14 protein-coding genes are annotated in these 13,303 nt (G+C 65.7%); 9 read left to right on the top strand and 5 right to left on the bottom strand.

The genetic code is table 11. The features are described from left to right. Window positions 1-151: 151 nt before the first annotated feature. Window positions 152-2,026, bottom strand: a complete 1,875-nt coding sequence (locus N7E70_RS03010) for an adenine deaminase (RefSeq protein ID WP_263005505.1) — start codon at window positions 2,024-2,026, stop codon at window positions 152-154. A gap of 163 nt (window positions 2,027-2,189) precedes the next feature. On the opposite strand from N7E70_RS03010, the gene N7E70_RS03005 reads away from it, so the two are divergent. Further along, window positions 2,190-3,113, top strand: coding sequence for a nucleoside hydrolase (locus tag N7E70_RS03005; protein ID WP_067955552.1), 924 nt, complete (start codon window positions 2,190-2,192; stop codon window positions 3,111-3,113). A gap of 258 nt (window positions 3,114-3,371) precedes the next feature. Here the strand turns inward: N7E70_RS03005 and N7E70_RS03000 are convergent, their stop codons facing one another. After that, a complete protein-coding gene (locus tag N7E70_RS03000; protein WP_263005504.1) occupies window positions 3,372-4,550 on the bottom strand; it encodes a M20 aminoacylase family protein in 1,179 nt (392 codons plus the stop codon). A 90-nt stretch (window positions 4,551-4,640) separates the two neighbouring features. Here N7E70_RS03000 and N7E70_RS02995 point away from each other — a divergent pair, with 90 nt between their 5' ends. After that, on the top strand, window positions 4,641-5,342 hold the full coding sequence (locus N7E70_RS02995; protein WP_182574507.1) for a phosphoribosyltransferase: 702 nt from the start codon (window positions 4,641-4,643) through the stop codon (window positions 5,340-5,342). 93 nt (window positions 5,343-5,435) lie between these two features. Here the strand turns inward: N7E70_RS02995 and msrA are convergent, their stop codons facing one another. Continuing rightward, window positions 5,436-6,176 (bottom strand): peptide-methionine (S)-S-oxide reductase MsrA, encoded by a 741-nt coding sequence (msrA, locus tag N7E70_RS02990; RefSeq protein WP_182574508.1) that lies wholly within the window; start codon window positions 6,174-6,176, stop codon window positions 5,436-5,438. 86 nt (window positions 6,177-6,262) lie between these two features. Between msrA and N7E70_RS02985 the strand changes: the two genes are divergently transcribed. From N7E70_RS02985 to N7E70_RS02955, 7 genes are read left to right on the top strand one after another with little or no spacing between them, the layout of a single operon-like run. Continuing rightward, window positions 6,263-6,469 (top strand): hypothetical protein, encoded by a 207-nt coding sequence (locus tag N7E70_RS02985; protein ID WP_182574509.1) that lies wholly within the window; start codon window positions 6,263-6,265, stop codon window positions 6,467-6,469. Window positions 6,470-6,491: 22 nt separating this feature from the next. Continuing rightward, a complete protein-coding gene (locus N7E70_RS02980; RefSeq protein WP_067955545.1) occupies window positions 6,492-6,908 on the top strand; it encodes a Rid family hydrolase in 417 nt (138 codons plus the stop codon). Next, window positions 6,905-8,125, top strand: a complete 1,221-nt coding sequence (locus tag N7E70_RS02975; RefSeq protein ID WP_154385222.1) for a pyridoxal phosphate-dependent aminotransferase — start codon at window positions 6,905-6,907, stop codon at window positions 8,123-8,125. The genes N7E70_RS02980 and N7E70_RS02975 overlap by 4 nt, the downstream gene beginning before the upstream one ends. Beyond that, a complete protein-coding gene (locus N7E70_RS02970) occupies window positions 8,122-8,913 on the top strand; it encodes an ABC transporter ATP-binding protein (RefSeq protein WP_182574510.1) in 792 nt (263 codons plus the stop codon). Before N7E70_RS02975 ends, N7E70_RS02970 begins: the two co-directional genes overlap by 4 nt. Then, window positions 8,910-9,638 (top strand): ABC transporter ATP-binding protein, encoded by a 729-nt coding sequence (locus tag N7E70_RS02965; protein WP_067955541.1) that lies wholly within the window; start codon window positions 8,910-8,912, stop codon window positions 9,636-9,638. Before N7E70_RS02970 ends, N7E70_RS02965 begins: the two co-directional genes overlap by 4 nt. Then, window positions 9,635-10,537 (top strand): branched-chain amino acid ABC transporter permease, encoded by a 903-nt coding sequence (locus N7E70_RS02960; RefSeq protein WP_154385220.1) that lies wholly within the window; start codon window positions 9,635-9,637, stop codon window positions 10,535-10,537. The genes N7E70_RS02965 and N7E70_RS02960 overlap by 4 nt, the downstream gene beginning before the upstream one ends. A 7-nt stretch (window positions 10,538-10,544) precedes the next feature. Further along, window positions 10,545-11,489 carry a branched-chain amino acid ABC transporter permease gene (locus N7E70_RS02955; protein WP_154385219.1) on the top strand — a complete coding sequence of 315 codons (945 nt, stop codon included), beginning with the start codon at window positions 10,545-10,547 and terminating at the stop codon, window positions 11,487-11,489. Window positions 11,490-11,529: 40 nt separating this feature from the next. Here N7E70_RS02955 and N7E70_RS02950 read toward each other — a convergent pair whose 3' ends face one another. Both N7E70_RS02950 and N7E70_RS02945 read right to left on the bottom strand, forming a co-directional pair. Continuing rightward, window positions 11,530-12,228 carry a GntR family transcriptional regulator gene (locus N7E70_RS02950; RefSeq protein WP_067955535.1) on the bottom strand — a complete coding sequence of 233 codons (699 nt, stop codon included), beginning with the start codon at window positions 12,226-12,228 and terminating at the stop codon, window positions 11,530-11,532. A 106-nt stretch (window positions 12,229-12,334) separates the two neighbouring features. Further along, complete coding sequence (locus tag N7E70_RS02945) at window positions 12,335-13,300, bottom strand: ornithine cyclodeaminase family protein (RefSeq protein ID WP_263005503.1); 966 nt, start codon at window positions 13,298-13,300, stop codon at window positions 12,335-12,337. Window positions 13,301-13,303: the final 3 nt, after the last annotated feature.

The following is a 13,303-nucleotide window of genomic DNA, read 5'->3' as shown; positions in this document are numbered from 1 at the left end:
GGGGCGTCCTTCGACGCTCGCCCGCTGATGTTTCACCAGTTCCGGAGCGGCGGGCGATTGGCTTTTCCTCGCCCCCGCAAAGCGGGGGAGAGGTGGCACGGCGAAGCCGTGACGGAGAGGGGGCGCCTCGAAGGACGCACCAAAGTCTCGCCTACCAAACCACCTTGTGGCTCTCACCCGTCTGCACGTTCACGAACCCCTCGGGCACCGCATCCGTCGGCGCCACAAGCACCCAGCGCCAAGGGGCGCAGGTCAGCGTGGCGAACTGCAGGCGCTCGGGGAAGCCGGGGAACCAGCGCGGCGAAAACGTTGGTTCATAGAGCCAGTCGATCTTGTTGGCTTCTGCATAGAGCGCCTCCATCTCGGCATCGAGCGCCTCGGCCGGGCGGTTGGTCATCAGGCCGCCGACCTCGTAATGCACGTCGGCGACGACCTTGCCTGATGTGACCAGCGCCCAGCCGCCCTGGTTCTGCGAGATGCGGTTGACCACCTCGGCCATGGCGGCATCGGACGAGCCGACGACCCAGATGTTGTGCTGGTCGTGCGCCACCGTGCAGCCAACGGCCGTGTCAGGCGTCTTCGGGCCACAGCCGAGCCAGAACATCTTGGCGACGCGGCCCTTGCCTGAATAGCGGTCGACGACGGCGAATTTGGTTATGTTGCGGTCGCTGTCGCGCTGTACGGCGCCATCGGCCACCGGAAGTTCCGTGGTGATGAAGTTGTCATCCCAGTGGAACGGACGCAGCAGTGCCGCCTGCATCGTCGCGCGGCCCGGCTCGGCAGCGACGGCGAAGTCTGCGGCGGTCAGCTTTCGGTCGACATTGACCGTCTTCGTCGCCCAGTCAGGCCAGTCGATGGCAGGCAGGTGGCCGGTGAAGCGCTTGCCCTCGGACACCTGTTCGCCATCGGCCCAGACCTCCGCGATCGACACGGTCGCTGCCTTGTCGAGCAGCACCATGTCGGCGAAGCGCCCGGGGGCGATGGAGCCGACAATGGGTGTCAGCCGCATGTGCCGCGCCGGGTTGATCGACACGCATTGGTAGGCGATCTCCGGCGACAGGCCGCTTTCGATGGCGAGGCGGACATTGTGGTCGGTCGCGCCCATCTTCAGCGTGTCGGAGGCGCTGCGGTCGTCTGTGGCGAAGGCCACCTGGCTCCAGTCGCGCAAGCCGCGTTCGAGCAGGCCCTTGATGATGTCGGGCATCGAATGCGGACGGACCTCGATGAAAATGCCGTGCCGGAGCTTGTCCCATGCCTCCTCGGGCGTCCACGCTTCGTGGTCGGAGGACAGGCCGGCGGCGGCGAACGCATTGATCGACGGCAGGTCGCGCAGGCCGGCGCCATGGCCCTCGACCACGCCGCGCTTCTCGAATGTCGCCTGGATCATGCCCCAGAGCCTGCCATAGGAAGGGTTCTCGGGGTTCCAGACGGCCGGCCAGTCCATGACCTCGTCGAGGCCGGCGACCATCGTGCTCTCGCCGAGGAAGCCGATCTGCTCGGCATAGCCGAAATGGCCGCCGCCGCCTTCATAAGCCGTCGGCGGAACCGCCGAGCCGGGCAGCGGAAAGATCTTCATCGGCGAGCCGGCACGGCGCGCCGTTAGCCAGAATTCGAGATTGTTGGGGCCGTTGACGTTGGAAAATTCGTGGCTCGCCTCGCAGGTCCAGGTGTTGCCACGCGGCATGACAAGGGCTGCCTCGTGCTCTGGCGTCAGGTGCGAGCTTTCGATGTGCTTGTGCACCTCGCCGAAGCCCGGCACCGCCGCAAGATGCGTGCGGTCGATGGTCTCGCGCGCCGTGCCCGCGAAGCTGCCGGCGGGGCCGACATAGGCGATGCGGCGGCCGCGGATCGCCACCTCGCAATCGTCCATCCAGGTGCCGGTGTGCACGTCGAGCACGCGGCCGAGTTGGACGAGGCGATCGGCTTCGCGCTTGCCGAGGGCAACAAGCACGAGGTCCTGCCTGATCAGGATTTCGTCGGCGGGATCGATGAGGAGGTCGGCGGGCAAAGGAGCTGTCTTGGTCATGGCTTCGCCTCTACCGCATCACCAGCGAAATCGGAACCCGTTTCCACTGTGCCAGCAGTGAGCGGTCGAGCGGTGCTGGGACAAGCATTTCGGCTTGATTCCCCTGATGCGATGATGTGAAGCCAGACGGACTTGATTTGAGACTGGAACGAAAGGTCGCGCCATGCAGCTGAAACCCACCCGCAAGGTGATCATCGACACCGATCCCGGCATCGACGATGCAGTGGCGATCCTGCTGGCGCTGAAGTCGGCCGAGTTCGACGTCATCGGAATCACGACGGTCGCCGGCAACATCGGCATTGCAACGACGACGCGCAATACCGGCCGCATCCTCGCGCTTGAGGGCCGGGTCGACGTGCCTGTCATCGCCGGTGCCGCCGGGCCGCTGTCGCGCAAGGGTTTCGACACCGCCGACATTCACGGCAATGACGGCCTCGGCGGTGTGGCCTTCCCCGATGCGCTTTCACAGCCCGTGGCCGGCGACGCAGTCACCTGGTTGCGCGACACGCTCCGGGCCGCGGAAACCGGCAGCATCGACATCCTGGCGCTCGGCCCGCTGACCAACATCGCTCGCCTGGTTACCGAGTACCCGGAGGCCGCTGGCCGCATCGGCCGCGTCATCGCCATGGGTGGTGCGGTGCACGAGCCGGGCAATATCGGCCCGCGCGCCGAGTTCAACATCGCCGCCGATCCGGAGGCCGCCGAGATCGTCTTTGGCGCCGGGCTCGACATGACGCTGATCCCGCTCGACGTTACCCGCAAGGTCCGCGCCACGCGCGACGACACGGCCATGCTGCAGGCATCCGATGTACCGGCGGCTGTCGCTTCGGGTGCGCTGATCGACGCCTATTTCCAGTCGACCACTGGCGGCGAAAGCCGGCCGCTGCACGACCCCTGCGTGATGCTGCTGGCGCTGGACGAAGAGTTGTTTGGCTGCGAGACGCTGAAGCTGGCGGTCGACACCGGCACGACTCGCGATGCGGGCGCGCTGACGGTTTCAGAAGATGGGGCTGCGGTTTCGGTGGCATTGAAGGTCGAGAGCGCTGCGGTGCTGAAGCTGCTCTATGCCAGGCTGAAGGCGGAGTAGCGCTTCGTCGCAGAAGGGAAGGCCCCCTCTCCGTCACGGCTCTGCCGTGCCATCTCTCCCCCACTTCGTGGGGGTGAGGAACCCAAGTTCTGAGATCCGGATATCGTTGCTGCAGCAAAGCTTGGTTCATTCTGGGTGAACCTATGTGTTCAGGGCATCGCTGGCGATTAGCGTTTCCTCGCCCCACGAAGTGCGGAGAGGTGGCACGGCGAAGCCGTGACGGAGGGGGGGCTTTCAGCGCGCGCTGACGACCAACAATTACGCCGCCAGCTCCTGCTCGACCAGCGTCGTCCAGAACTTCACGCCGCTCGCCAGTGCGTCGTCGTTGAAGTCGTAGTGGCTGTTGTGGTGCAGGGCGCCGTCGACGGCGGGGCCGTTGCCGAGCCAGACATAGGCGCCGGGCACTTCCTGGCTGAACATGGCGAAGTCGTCGCCGGCGGTCGATGGCGGAAACTCGGTCATCACCTTGTCGATGCCCAAGGCTGCCTGAGCTGCAGCCAATGCCCGGCGTGTCGTGTCCCGGTCGTTCACGACAGGCGGCATCTGCCTGAAATAGCGGTACTCTGCCTCGATGCCGTAGAGCTTCGCCGAGCCCTCGGCCAGCGCGCCGATCTCTTTTTCCAGCTGGTCGCGCACGGCGGCCGAATAGGCGCGCGAGGTGCCGCCGATCTTGACCAGATCGGGGATGACGTTGAGCGCCTCGAAGCTGCCCGCTTCCATGGCGCAGGCGCTGACCACCGCCGGCTGGAGGGGATCGACGCGGCGTGCGACGATGGTGTGGAGTGCTGTCAGGAACTGGCCGGCTGCCGTCATCGCGTCGCGGCCGAGATGCGGCTTGGCGCCATGGGTGCCGATGCCCTTGAAGGTGACGGTCCAGCGGTCGGACGAGGCGAGCTGCGGCCCTGAAACAACCGCCATGCTATCGGTGGCGATGCCGGGCATGTTGTGCAGACCGTAGACGGCATCGACCGGAAACTGCTTGAAGAAACCGTCCTCGATCATCGCCTTGGCGCCGCCACGACCTTCCTCGGCCGGCTGGAAGATGAAATGCACAGTGCCGGAAAAGCTCTTGCGACGGGCGAGTTCGCGGGCGGCACCCAAAAGCATGGCGGTATGGCCGTCATGGCCGCAGGCGTGCATCTTGCCTGACACGGTCGACTTGTAGGCCCGGTCTTCGGCCATCTCGGGCATGGCGAGCGCGTCCATGTCGGCGCGCAACGCGATGCGCCGCGAGCCGTCGCCGAGCTTCAGCGTGCCGACGACGCCGGTCTTGCCGAGCCCGGTCTGCACCGAGATGCCGGCCTCGGCCAGCATCTTCTGCACGATGCCTGATGTGCGTAGTTCCTCGAAGCCCAGCTCGGGATGGGCGTGGATGTCGCGGCGCAGCGCCGTCAGCAGCTCGATTTCGCCCTTGTCGTGCCCGGCCGTCGATGTCATCACGCAAACTCCGTTCGGCCCGGTTCTGCAATCTCAGGCGCCCAGGGCCATCGGCGCCGCATGTCCCCTTCTGCAACAGAAAGGCCCGTTGTGCCACTCGCTCCGCATCAATTCTGGCAGACAGTTTATCCCGCGGACACGTTCGACGCTGCACCGGCGGACGGCTTCCACGACCTCTATCCGGCATCGCTGCCCGACGGACGTCAGATCGCGCTGCCCGTCCGCGTCCTGCCGGGCGACGGCAGCCAGGCAGTGGCGTCGATGATCGTCAACCAGGCGAGCTTCGCCGTCGAGGATGCGCTGTCGGATGCCATGGCGGCCCATGCCCGGGTCTACGCGCCCGAGGTCGTCATCGGCGTGCCGACGCTCGGCCTGCCTTTGGCCAATGGCGTTGCCCGGCGTCTCGGGCATGACAGGATGGTGGCGCTCGGGACGTCGCGAAAGTTCTGGTACAGCGAGGACCTGTCCGAGCCGATGAGCTCGATCACCAGTCCGGAGCACGCCAAGCGGCTTTATCTCGACCCGCGCATGCTGCCGCTGCTCGAGGGACGGCGAGTGCTGGTCGTCGACGATGTGATAAGTTCCGGCACCTCGATGCTGGCGGTGCTGAAGCTGCTGGCCAAGGCGAACATCCGGCCGGTCGCGGCCATTTTTGCCATGCTGCAGGGCGATGTCTGGCGCCGGGCGATCACCGAGCTCGATGCCAGCTACATCGCCCATATCCACGGCGCCATTACCTCGCCGCGCCTCAGCCGCAGCTCCGGTGGCGGCTGGTTCCCGAAGCAGGACTAGGCCTCACCCACGCGGTTGTTCCAGGCGCCTGCTTGCGACGTTCCGGTCGGGCACATCGCGCCAAGATGCTGCCTGCTGGAACGCCCATTGTTATCAGTTGGATGCCTTGGCCTCCGAGACCAGCACCGGGTCATTGCGGTAGCGATCCGGGAACAGGCGCTTGAGGTTCTCGATCTTCGGCAGGTCGTTGTAGACGATGTAGGGGTAGGTCGGGTTCAAGGTCAGGAAGTCCTGATGATAGTCCTCGGCCTTGTAGAAGGCGCGTCCGGGTTCGATCGTCGTCGCGATCGCCGCGTCGAAGACCTTGGCCTTGTCGAGCTGTGCGACATAGGCCTTGGCAACTCTCGCCTGTTCGGCATCGGTCGGGAAGATGGTCGAGCGGTATTGGGTGCCGGTATCTGGACCCTGGCGGTTGAGCTGGGTCGGGTCATGCGCGACCGAGAAATAGACCTGCAGGATCCGACCATAGCTGATCTTGCTCGGATCGAAGGTGACCTTGACCGCCTCGGCGTGGCCGGTCGCGCCGCTGCCGACGACGTTGTATTGCGCCGTCTGCTTGTCGCCGCCGGCATAGCCTGACACGGCGTTGGTGACGCCCTCGACGTGCTGGAACACACCTTGCACGCCCCAGAAGCAGCCGCCTGCGAGTACCGCCACCTCCGAATTGCCTTGCGCAGTCGCGTCGATCGCCGGCGGCGGAATCTTTATCCCCTCCTGCGCCACGCCAGGGGTCGTCAGAGCCCAGGCGCCAAATACGGCAGCCGCGACCGAAAGCCAGAATGCCGGGCGACAGCTGGCAACGGTCCGTCTTGCCGCAACGAGTTTCCTTGTCATCGAACTACTCCCGTTTGTCGTTCCTGGGCCATGCCGCTTGCGGGACGCCCGGGGACCTGTTCGGCCCGCCAGTAGAGGATACGGAGATGGAGGTGGCTTTGTTACGCGATATCGCCGTGGGTCACGCGCATTTGACTGCTGCGCCGGTCAGGCCGGCGGTCGCGAGCCGGTGTCCGGGGCTACCGACCGTTTCCCTGCAGCGTCCGTTCATCAAGGCAAAACGCCGACACCAATCCGAGGCGGTTGATCTCACCGCGAACTTACGTTATCACGATGATGGTTTGATCAAATGAGCGCGAAAGGCAGAGGCGACCAATGACCCGAAAAGCGATCTATTCAGGTTCTCCCTTCGAGGAACTGGCTGGCTACTCACGAGCCGTGGTCGATGGCGACTGGATTTTCGTTTCGGGTACGGCGGGATACGATCCCGAGATCGGCGGCTTCGACCCGGACGCGGCGGTGCAGACGCGCCGCGCGCTCGACATCATCGCCGCCGCCCTGGCCGAGGCGGACTCCAGCATGCGCGACATAGTGTCGGTGCGCGTCAATCTTGCCAGCCGCGACGACGTCAATGCCGTCTCGCGCCTGCTCGGCCAGACCTTCTCCGATCCGCGCCCGACCAACACCACCGTCATCGTCGGTTTCGCCGTCGAGGAGATCAAGGTCGAGCTCGAGGTCATCGCGCGGCGTCAGGCCGACACCGCTGCAGATGTTGCCAAGGTGGGACAATGAGGCGGGTCGCGCGGCGTATCTCCGGGACGCCACAGAAATCATTCGGCATGTACCAGAAGGCTGCGGCACTCGCCGGCAGCGGGCGCGACCTCATCCATCTCGAACTCGGCCGCCCGGCGGCCGACACGCCCGAACACATCAAGCAGGCGACGATCGCGGCGATCCTGGCCGGCGACGTCCACTACAGCGACCTCAAAGGCACCGCGAGCTTTCGTGAGGCGCTCGCCGAAAAGCTGCGCAACCAGAACGGCATGGATGTGAGCGCAGCCGACATCCTGGTCACCAATGGCCTGACGCATGCCTCGTTCGCGGCGTTCCTTGCCTTGCTCGATCCGGGCGACGAAGCGATCCTGCTCGACCCATTCTATCCCCAGCACATCGGCAAGATCGAACTGGCCGGCGCCAGACCGGTGTTCGTGACGCTGGATGCAGCCGACGACTTCGCCCTCAGGCCCGAGCTGATCGAGGCCGCCATCACCGAGCGCACCCGGATGATCGTGCTGGTCAATCCGGTCAACCCGACCGGCCGCGTCTACTCGCGCACCGAGCTCGAGGGCCTCGCCGAACTGGCGATCCGGCGCGACCTGCTCGTCGTCTCCGACGAGGTCTACGAAGACATGGTCTATGATGGCCGCGAGCATGTCAGCATCGCGGCACTGCCCGGCATGGCCGAGCGCACCATCACCGCTTTTGCATTCACCAAATCCTTTGCCATGGATGGGTGGCGTCTCGGCTACATGGCAGCCCCTTCCTGGGCGATGCCCGGGCTGCTGAAGATCACCGCCAACGACGCCACCCACGTCAATACATTTATCCAGGCCGGTGGTCGTGCCGCGATCACCGGCCCTTCCGCAGTGCTTGCCGAACTGGTCGACCACGACCGCCAAAAGCGCGATCTCGTCGTTCGCCGCCTGAACCAGATGCCGGGTGTGAAGTGCCCGTCGCCGCAAGGCGCCATCTACGCCTTCCCCGACATCTCGGCCTTCGGCATCCCGTCGCAGGCGCTGGCGGAGAGGATCCTCGACGAGGCGGATGTGGTCGTCGAGGCCGGCAGCTTCTATGGTCGGTCGGGCGAAGGCCATCTTCGCGTCTGCTTCGGCTCCGAAAGCCTCGAGCGGCTGGACGAAGGCATGGATCGGCTGTCCAGGTTCTTCAACAATCTATGGGACGGCCGCGATGGCGCGCCGGCCAGCGGCGAAAGGCGGGGCAGCGCATGACACAGACCGGCGATGTCATCCTGCAGACCCGGGGCCTCTCGAGGAGCTTCGGCGCGCTCAAGGCCGTGGACGGTGTCGACATTTCGGTCAAGGCGGGCCAGATCACCGGCCTGATCGGTCCCAACGGCGCCGGCAAGAGCACGTTGTTCGGCCTCATTGCCGGCGAAGTCCAGCCGAGCGCCGGCGAGGTGATCTTCGACGGCAAGCCCATTTCGGGCCTCAGGCCCGATAGGATCTTCCGCGCCGGCCTGGCGCGGACCTTCCAGATCCCGCGGCCGTTTCCCCAGATGTCGGTACTCGAGAACGTCATGCTGTCGGCCACCGCTCAGTCGGGCGAGACATTCTGGAACAACTGGTTCCGCAGCGGCCTTGTCGCCGCCGAGGAGCGCCGCTCCCGCGAACGGGCGATGGAGGTGCTCGCCTTCACCGGCCTCGCCGACAAGGCGCGCGACCTCGCCGGGGTGCTTTCGGGCGGCCAGCAAAAATTGCTCGAACTTGCCCGCGTCATGATGGTCGATCCGCCGCTCATCCTGCTCGACGAGCCGACGGCCGGCGTCAACCCGACGCTCATCGAGACGCTGATCGACAAGATCGTGGCGCTGAACGAACGTGGCGTCGCCTTCCTCATTGTCGAGCACAACATGGACATGGTGATGCGCATCTGCCGCCACATCGTGGTGATGGCGCAGGGCCGGGTGATCTTCGAAGGTGACCCGGCCGGCGTGATGAAGGAGCAGCGCGTCGTCGACGCCTATCTCGGTGACGTCAGTGTGGGAGAACTGGCATGAGCGCACCCGTCTGCGAGGCGCGCAACCTGCGCGCCAGCTATATCCCCGGCATGCCGATCGTCTTCGACATCTCGGTCATCGTCGATGCCGGCGAACTGGTCACGCTGATCGGCCCGAACGGGGCCGGCAAGTCGACTTTCCTCAAGGCGTTGGCCGGCCTGGTGCTGGTCGAGGGCGGCGAGGTCAGGCTCGGCGGCCAGCGCATTTCCGGGCTGCCGACGCATGAGATCATCGCCGCGGGCGTCGGTTTCGTGCCGCAGACCAGCAACGTCTTTTCGTCGCTGTCGATCGAGGACAATCTGATCAGCGGCGGCCACACCTTGCCGCGTTCGCTGTTGCGCGAACGCGTGCAACGGGCCTTCGAGCATTTTCCTGCTCTGGCGGATCGCCGCCGCGCCGCTGCCAACGTGCTGTCGGGCGGCCAGCGCCAGATGCTCGCGGTGGCACGCGCGCTGATGACCGACCCGCGCGTCATCATGCTCGACGAGCCCACGGCTGGCCTGGCGCCCAAGATCGTGCACGAGGTGCTCGACGACCTGCGCCGCCTCGCCAAGAGCGGGGTCGCGGTGCTGATGGTGGAGCAGAATGCCAAGGCGGCACTTCGGGTTTCCGACCGCGCCTATGTCCTGGTCGAGGGCCGCAACCACATGACGGGAACGGCGGCCGACCTGCTCGACAACGACGCCATTGCCGAAGCATTCCTGGGCTTCCGGAGGAAATCATGATCGGACAAGCCATCGCCGACGGTCTCTTGACCGGCGGTATCCTCGCGCTCGGGGCAATCGGCTATTCGCTGTGCGCGCACATGCTGAAATTCGCCAACTTCGCCCATGCCGAAATGCTGACCTGGGGCGCCTACATGGCGCTTGCCGTCGTCACCGTCCTGCCCGCCGGTCAAGCCATCGGCCCGTTTTCCTTCGGCTGGCCGCTGCTCGTGGCAATCGTCGTCTCCTGCATCGGCACCGGGCTGATCGCCATCGCCGCCGACACGCTGGTGTTTTCCAGGCTCAGAAAGCGCCGCGCAAGCAGCCTGACATTGGTCTTCGCCAGCTTCGGCATCGCGCTGATCCTGCGCAATCTGGTGCTCTTCGTCTGGGGTGCCGACGCCCACTATTATGGCCAGGAGCTGCAGATCTCGCTGGAGATCCTGCCCAACGTCAGGATGATGCCCGACCAGGTGCTCGTCCTGGCGCTGACCGTGGCGCTGGTCGTGGCACTGCACCTGTTCCTGAAACACAGCCGCATCGGCGTCGCCATGCGATCGATGGCCGAGAACCCGGCATTGTCGCAGGTCTGCGGCATCGACATTGCCAAGGTGGTCCGCTGGACCTGGATGCTGAGCGGCGCCCTTGCCGCAATAGCCGGCGTATTTGCTGGCCTGACCGTGCAGATCCGTCCGGAGATGGGCTTCAACATGCTTCTGGCGCTGTTCACGGCGGCGATCCTCGGCGGTACCGGCAGCCTGTTTGGCGCGGTCGCCGGCGGCCTGATCGTCGGCCTCACCGAAAGCCTGTCGGCGCTGGTCATTCCGACCGGCTACAAGGCGGCGGTGCCCTTCGGCCTGCTGCTCATCATCCTCTATCTCAGGCCGCAGGGCCTGTTCTCCAGGTCGGCACGCGTGTGAGGCTCAGATGATCGGATTTGTTTCGTATCTCGTATTCTTCCTCACCGTTGCGCTGATACTCGGCATCGCGACGCTTGGGCTCAACTTGCAATGGGGCGGCACCGGCCTGTTCAACGCTGGTATCGTCGGCTTCTACGCCATCGGCGCCTACACCTTTGCGATCCTGACGGCACCACCGCGGCCGGAACTGCTTGGCAATTTCGAACTGCCCTGGATCGTCGGCGTGGTCGGCGCGATGGCTGCCGCAGCACTTGCGGCGCTCATCACCGGACTGGCAACGGTCCGGCTGCGCGGCGACTACCTCGCTGTCGCCACCTTCGGCATCGCCGTCACCATCCAGCTCGTCGCCACCAACTTCGAGGCACTGACCGGCGGCACGATGGGCATCGCCTCGATCCCCAACCCGTTCCGCGGCCTGTTTGCCACGCCGCTGGCCAACAATCTCGGCTACCTCGCCGTCATCGTTGCGATCCTTGCCGTCGCCTATGTCGCGCTTGAGCGCATCGCGCGATCGCCATGGGGACGCGTGCTCAAGGCAATTCGCGAGGACGAGGTCGCGGCCGAGACGCTGGGCAAGAACACCCGCAGCTTCCGCCTGCAGGCATTCGTCATCGGCTCGACGCTGATGGGCCTTGCAGGCGCGCTCTATGCCAGCTTCATCGGCTTCGTCAGCCCGTTCGACTTCCTGCCGATCCTGACCTTCCAGATCTGGGCGATGCTGATCATCGGCGGCAGCGGCAACAATCGCGGCGCCATCCTCGGCGCGATCGTCGTCTGGGGCATCTGGAGCGTCATCGGTGCTGTGGCGTCGAAGATGTTGCCGGTGCAGCTCCAGATCTATGGCGGTGCCGCCCAGGCGATGATCATCGGCCTGGCGCTGGTGCTGGTGCTTCTGCTGCGCCCACGCGGCCTGATCGGCGAGCAGCCGGTCACCTCGCGCCACGCCGTCTGAGCGGCCTGACAGCAAGGGCCGGCGCCGGCGCGCCGGCCCGTCAGTTCGTCTCGACAGTTTCCTTGCATAGGCGGCGCAGCAAAGCCTGCGTCGTCTCGATGTCGCCCTTGATCGCCTTGGCGGCGCCACGCGCGTCACCGGCATCCATCGCCTCGATCAGGTCGCGATGGTGCGAGCTCGGCTGGTACTTGCCGGAGATCAGCACCGGCTCGATATGGCCGGACAACATGCGCATGTAGGGGCCGAAGCGCAGCCACAGGCTCTGGATGAACTGGATGATGACGGGCGAGCCGCAGCACTCGTAGATGGCGAAATGCAGCTCCTGGTTCCGGACCATCATGTCCTCGAGGTTGCGGTCGTTGGCGGCCGCCTCATGCTCTTCGACGAGATGCCGGAAGGTCTTTCGGTCGGCGGGCGTCGAACGCTCGGTGGCGAGCTTGGTCGCCAGCGTTTCCAGTGCGATGCGCGTCAGGCACAGATCGTCCAGGGCGGCCAGGCTGACGGTGGGAACCTGCGCCGAGCCGGTGGTCAGCACCACAAGCGCGTTTTCCGCGATCAGGCGACGCAGCGCCTCGCGCACCGGCATGTGGCTGGTCTTGAACGTGTCCGACAGCATGGCGATGGTCAGTGTCTGGCCGGGGTCGAAATGGCCCGACATCAGCGCCTTGCGCAGCTGGCGATAGATACCGTCCTGAATCGTCGAGCGCGACGACACGGGCTCCAGGAAATCGACGCTCATCCAGCATCCTTTTTTGATCAAACGATGAATTCGTACATAGCATAGAAATCGCGCCGTACGGTATCAAGCCGGCACGGCGCGCATGAACTGTTTGCCCGCGATGGCTCTACCAGTCGATCCTTTGGCCGAGGCCCCTGTCGGTCGCGTTCTTCACGGCGCGGATGGCCGCCGCTGCATCCTCCACGGCAATGCCGAGCGACTTGAACACCGTAAGCTCCCGCGGTGAAGACCGCCCCGGATGCAATCCGGCAAGCACCTCGCCGAGCTCGGCACGGGCATGGTCGGGACCGATCACGCCGCGCTCGAGCGGCTGCAGCAGCTCGCCGCACTCGACGGCGGCCTGGCTGCGCGAATCAACGAAGAAGGCGGAAGTGGCGACGATGTCGTCGCCAAGCTCGCGGGCCGCTCGGTTGCTCGAGCCGACGGCATTGATGTGGCAGCCCGGCTTCAGCCAGCCGAGCTCGACGATAGGTTCCTTCGAGCCGGTCAAGGTGCAGACGACGTCGGCATCTGCGACCGCGGCCTGCGCGCTGTCGGCCACCGCGCCGCCGCTCTTGCGGGCAAGTTCCACGAGCTTGTCGCGCGCGCGGCCCCAGAGCACGAAGGCTGCGTCCGGTATGACATGGCGCAGTGCCTCGATATGCGTCTCGGCCTGCGTGCCGGTTCCGAGGATGGCAACCGTCCTGGCGCCGGGCCGGGCCAGGGTCGCGGTTGCCACGGCAGAGGTCGCGGCGGTGCGCCGGGCGGTGATTTCGGTGGCGTCGAGCACGGCGCGCAACTGGCCGGTTTCGCCGTCATTGAGCAGCACGGCGCCCTGGTGGTTGTCGAGGCCACGCGCCGCATTGTCGTGAGCGACCAGCACATCCTTCAGGCACCAGAGCTTCTCGCCGCCTGCTTGCGAGAATGTCGGCATCAGCCCCATCAGCACCTCGCCGGGGCCGGCATTGAGCTGCTGGCGCGGAAACAGCCGGTAGCTTCCGGTGGCAAAGTCCGACAACGCTGTACGCATCGCATCGATGCAGTCGGCCATGGGCAAGGCGGCGGCGACAGCCTGCCGGTTGAGGATCAGCATCGA

Source organism: Aminobacter sp. NyZ550 (assembly GCF_025628925.2).
In the GTDB taxonomy this organism is placed as follows: Bacteria; Pseudomonadota; Alphaproteobacteria; order Rhizobiales; family Rhizobiaceae; genus Aminobacter; species Aminobacter ciceronei.
This window is presented reverse-complemented; position numbering and strand designations above follow the sequence as displayed.

What these genes read in the sequence shown, in the direction of transcription:
- N7E70_RS03010 (WP_263005505.1), bottom strand. Translation starts at nt 2,026, where the DNA reads ATGACCAAGACAGCTCCTTTGCCCGCCGACCTCCTCATCGATCCCGCC.
- N7E70_RS03005 (WP_067955552.1), top strand. Translation starts at nt 2,190, where the DNA reads ATGCAGCTGAAACCCACCCGCAAGGTGATCATCGACACCGATCCCGGC.
- N7E70_RS03000 (WP_263005504.1), bottom strand. Translation starts at nt 4,550, where the DNA reads ATGACATCGACGGCCGGGCACGACAAGGGCGAAATCGAGCTGCTGACG.
- msrA (WP_182574508.1), bottom strand. Translation starts at nt 6,176, where the DNA reads ATGACAAGGAAACTCGTTGCGGCAAGACGGACCGTTGCCAGCTGTCGC.
- N7E70_RS02985 (WP_182574509.1), top strand. Translation starts at nt 6,263, where the DNA reads ATGGAGGTGGCTTTGTTACGCGATATCGCCGTGGGTCACGCGCATTTG.
- N7E70_RS02980 (WP_067955545.1), top strand. Translation starts at nt 6,492, where the DNA reads ATGACCCGAAAAGCGATCTATTCAGGTTCTCCCTTCGAGGAACTGGCT.
- N7E70_RS02975 (WP_154385222.1), top strand. Translation starts at nt 6,905, where the DNA reads ATGAGGCGGGTCGCGCGGCGTATCTCCGGGACGCCACAGAAATCATTC.
- N7E70_RS02970 (WP_182574510.1), top strand. Translation starts at nt 8,122, where the DNA reads ATGACACAGACCGGCGATGTCATCCTGCAGACCCGGGGCCTCTCGAGG.
- N7E70_RS02965 (WP_067955541.1), top strand. Translation starts at nt 8,910, where the DNA reads ATGAGCGCACCCGTCTGCGAGGCGCGCAACCTGCGCGCCAGCTATATC.
- N7E70_RS02960 (WP_154385220.1), top strand. Translation starts at nt 9,635, where the DNA reads ATGATCGGACAAGCCATCGCCGACGGTCTCTTGACCGGCGGTATCCTC.
- N7E70_RS02955 (WP_154385219.1), top strand. Translation starts at nt 10,545, where the DNA reads ATGATCGGATTTGTTTCGTATCTCGTATTCTTCCTCACCGTTGCGCTG.
- N7E70_RS02950 (WP_067955535.1), bottom strand. Translation starts at nt 12,228, where the DNA reads ATGAGCGTCGATTTCCTGGAGCCCGTGTCGTCGCGCTCGACGATTCAG.
- N7E70_RS02945 (WP_263005503.1), bottom strand. Translation starts at nt 13,300, where the DNA reads ATGCTGATCCTCAACCGGCAGGCTGTCGCCGCCGCCTTGCCCATGGCC.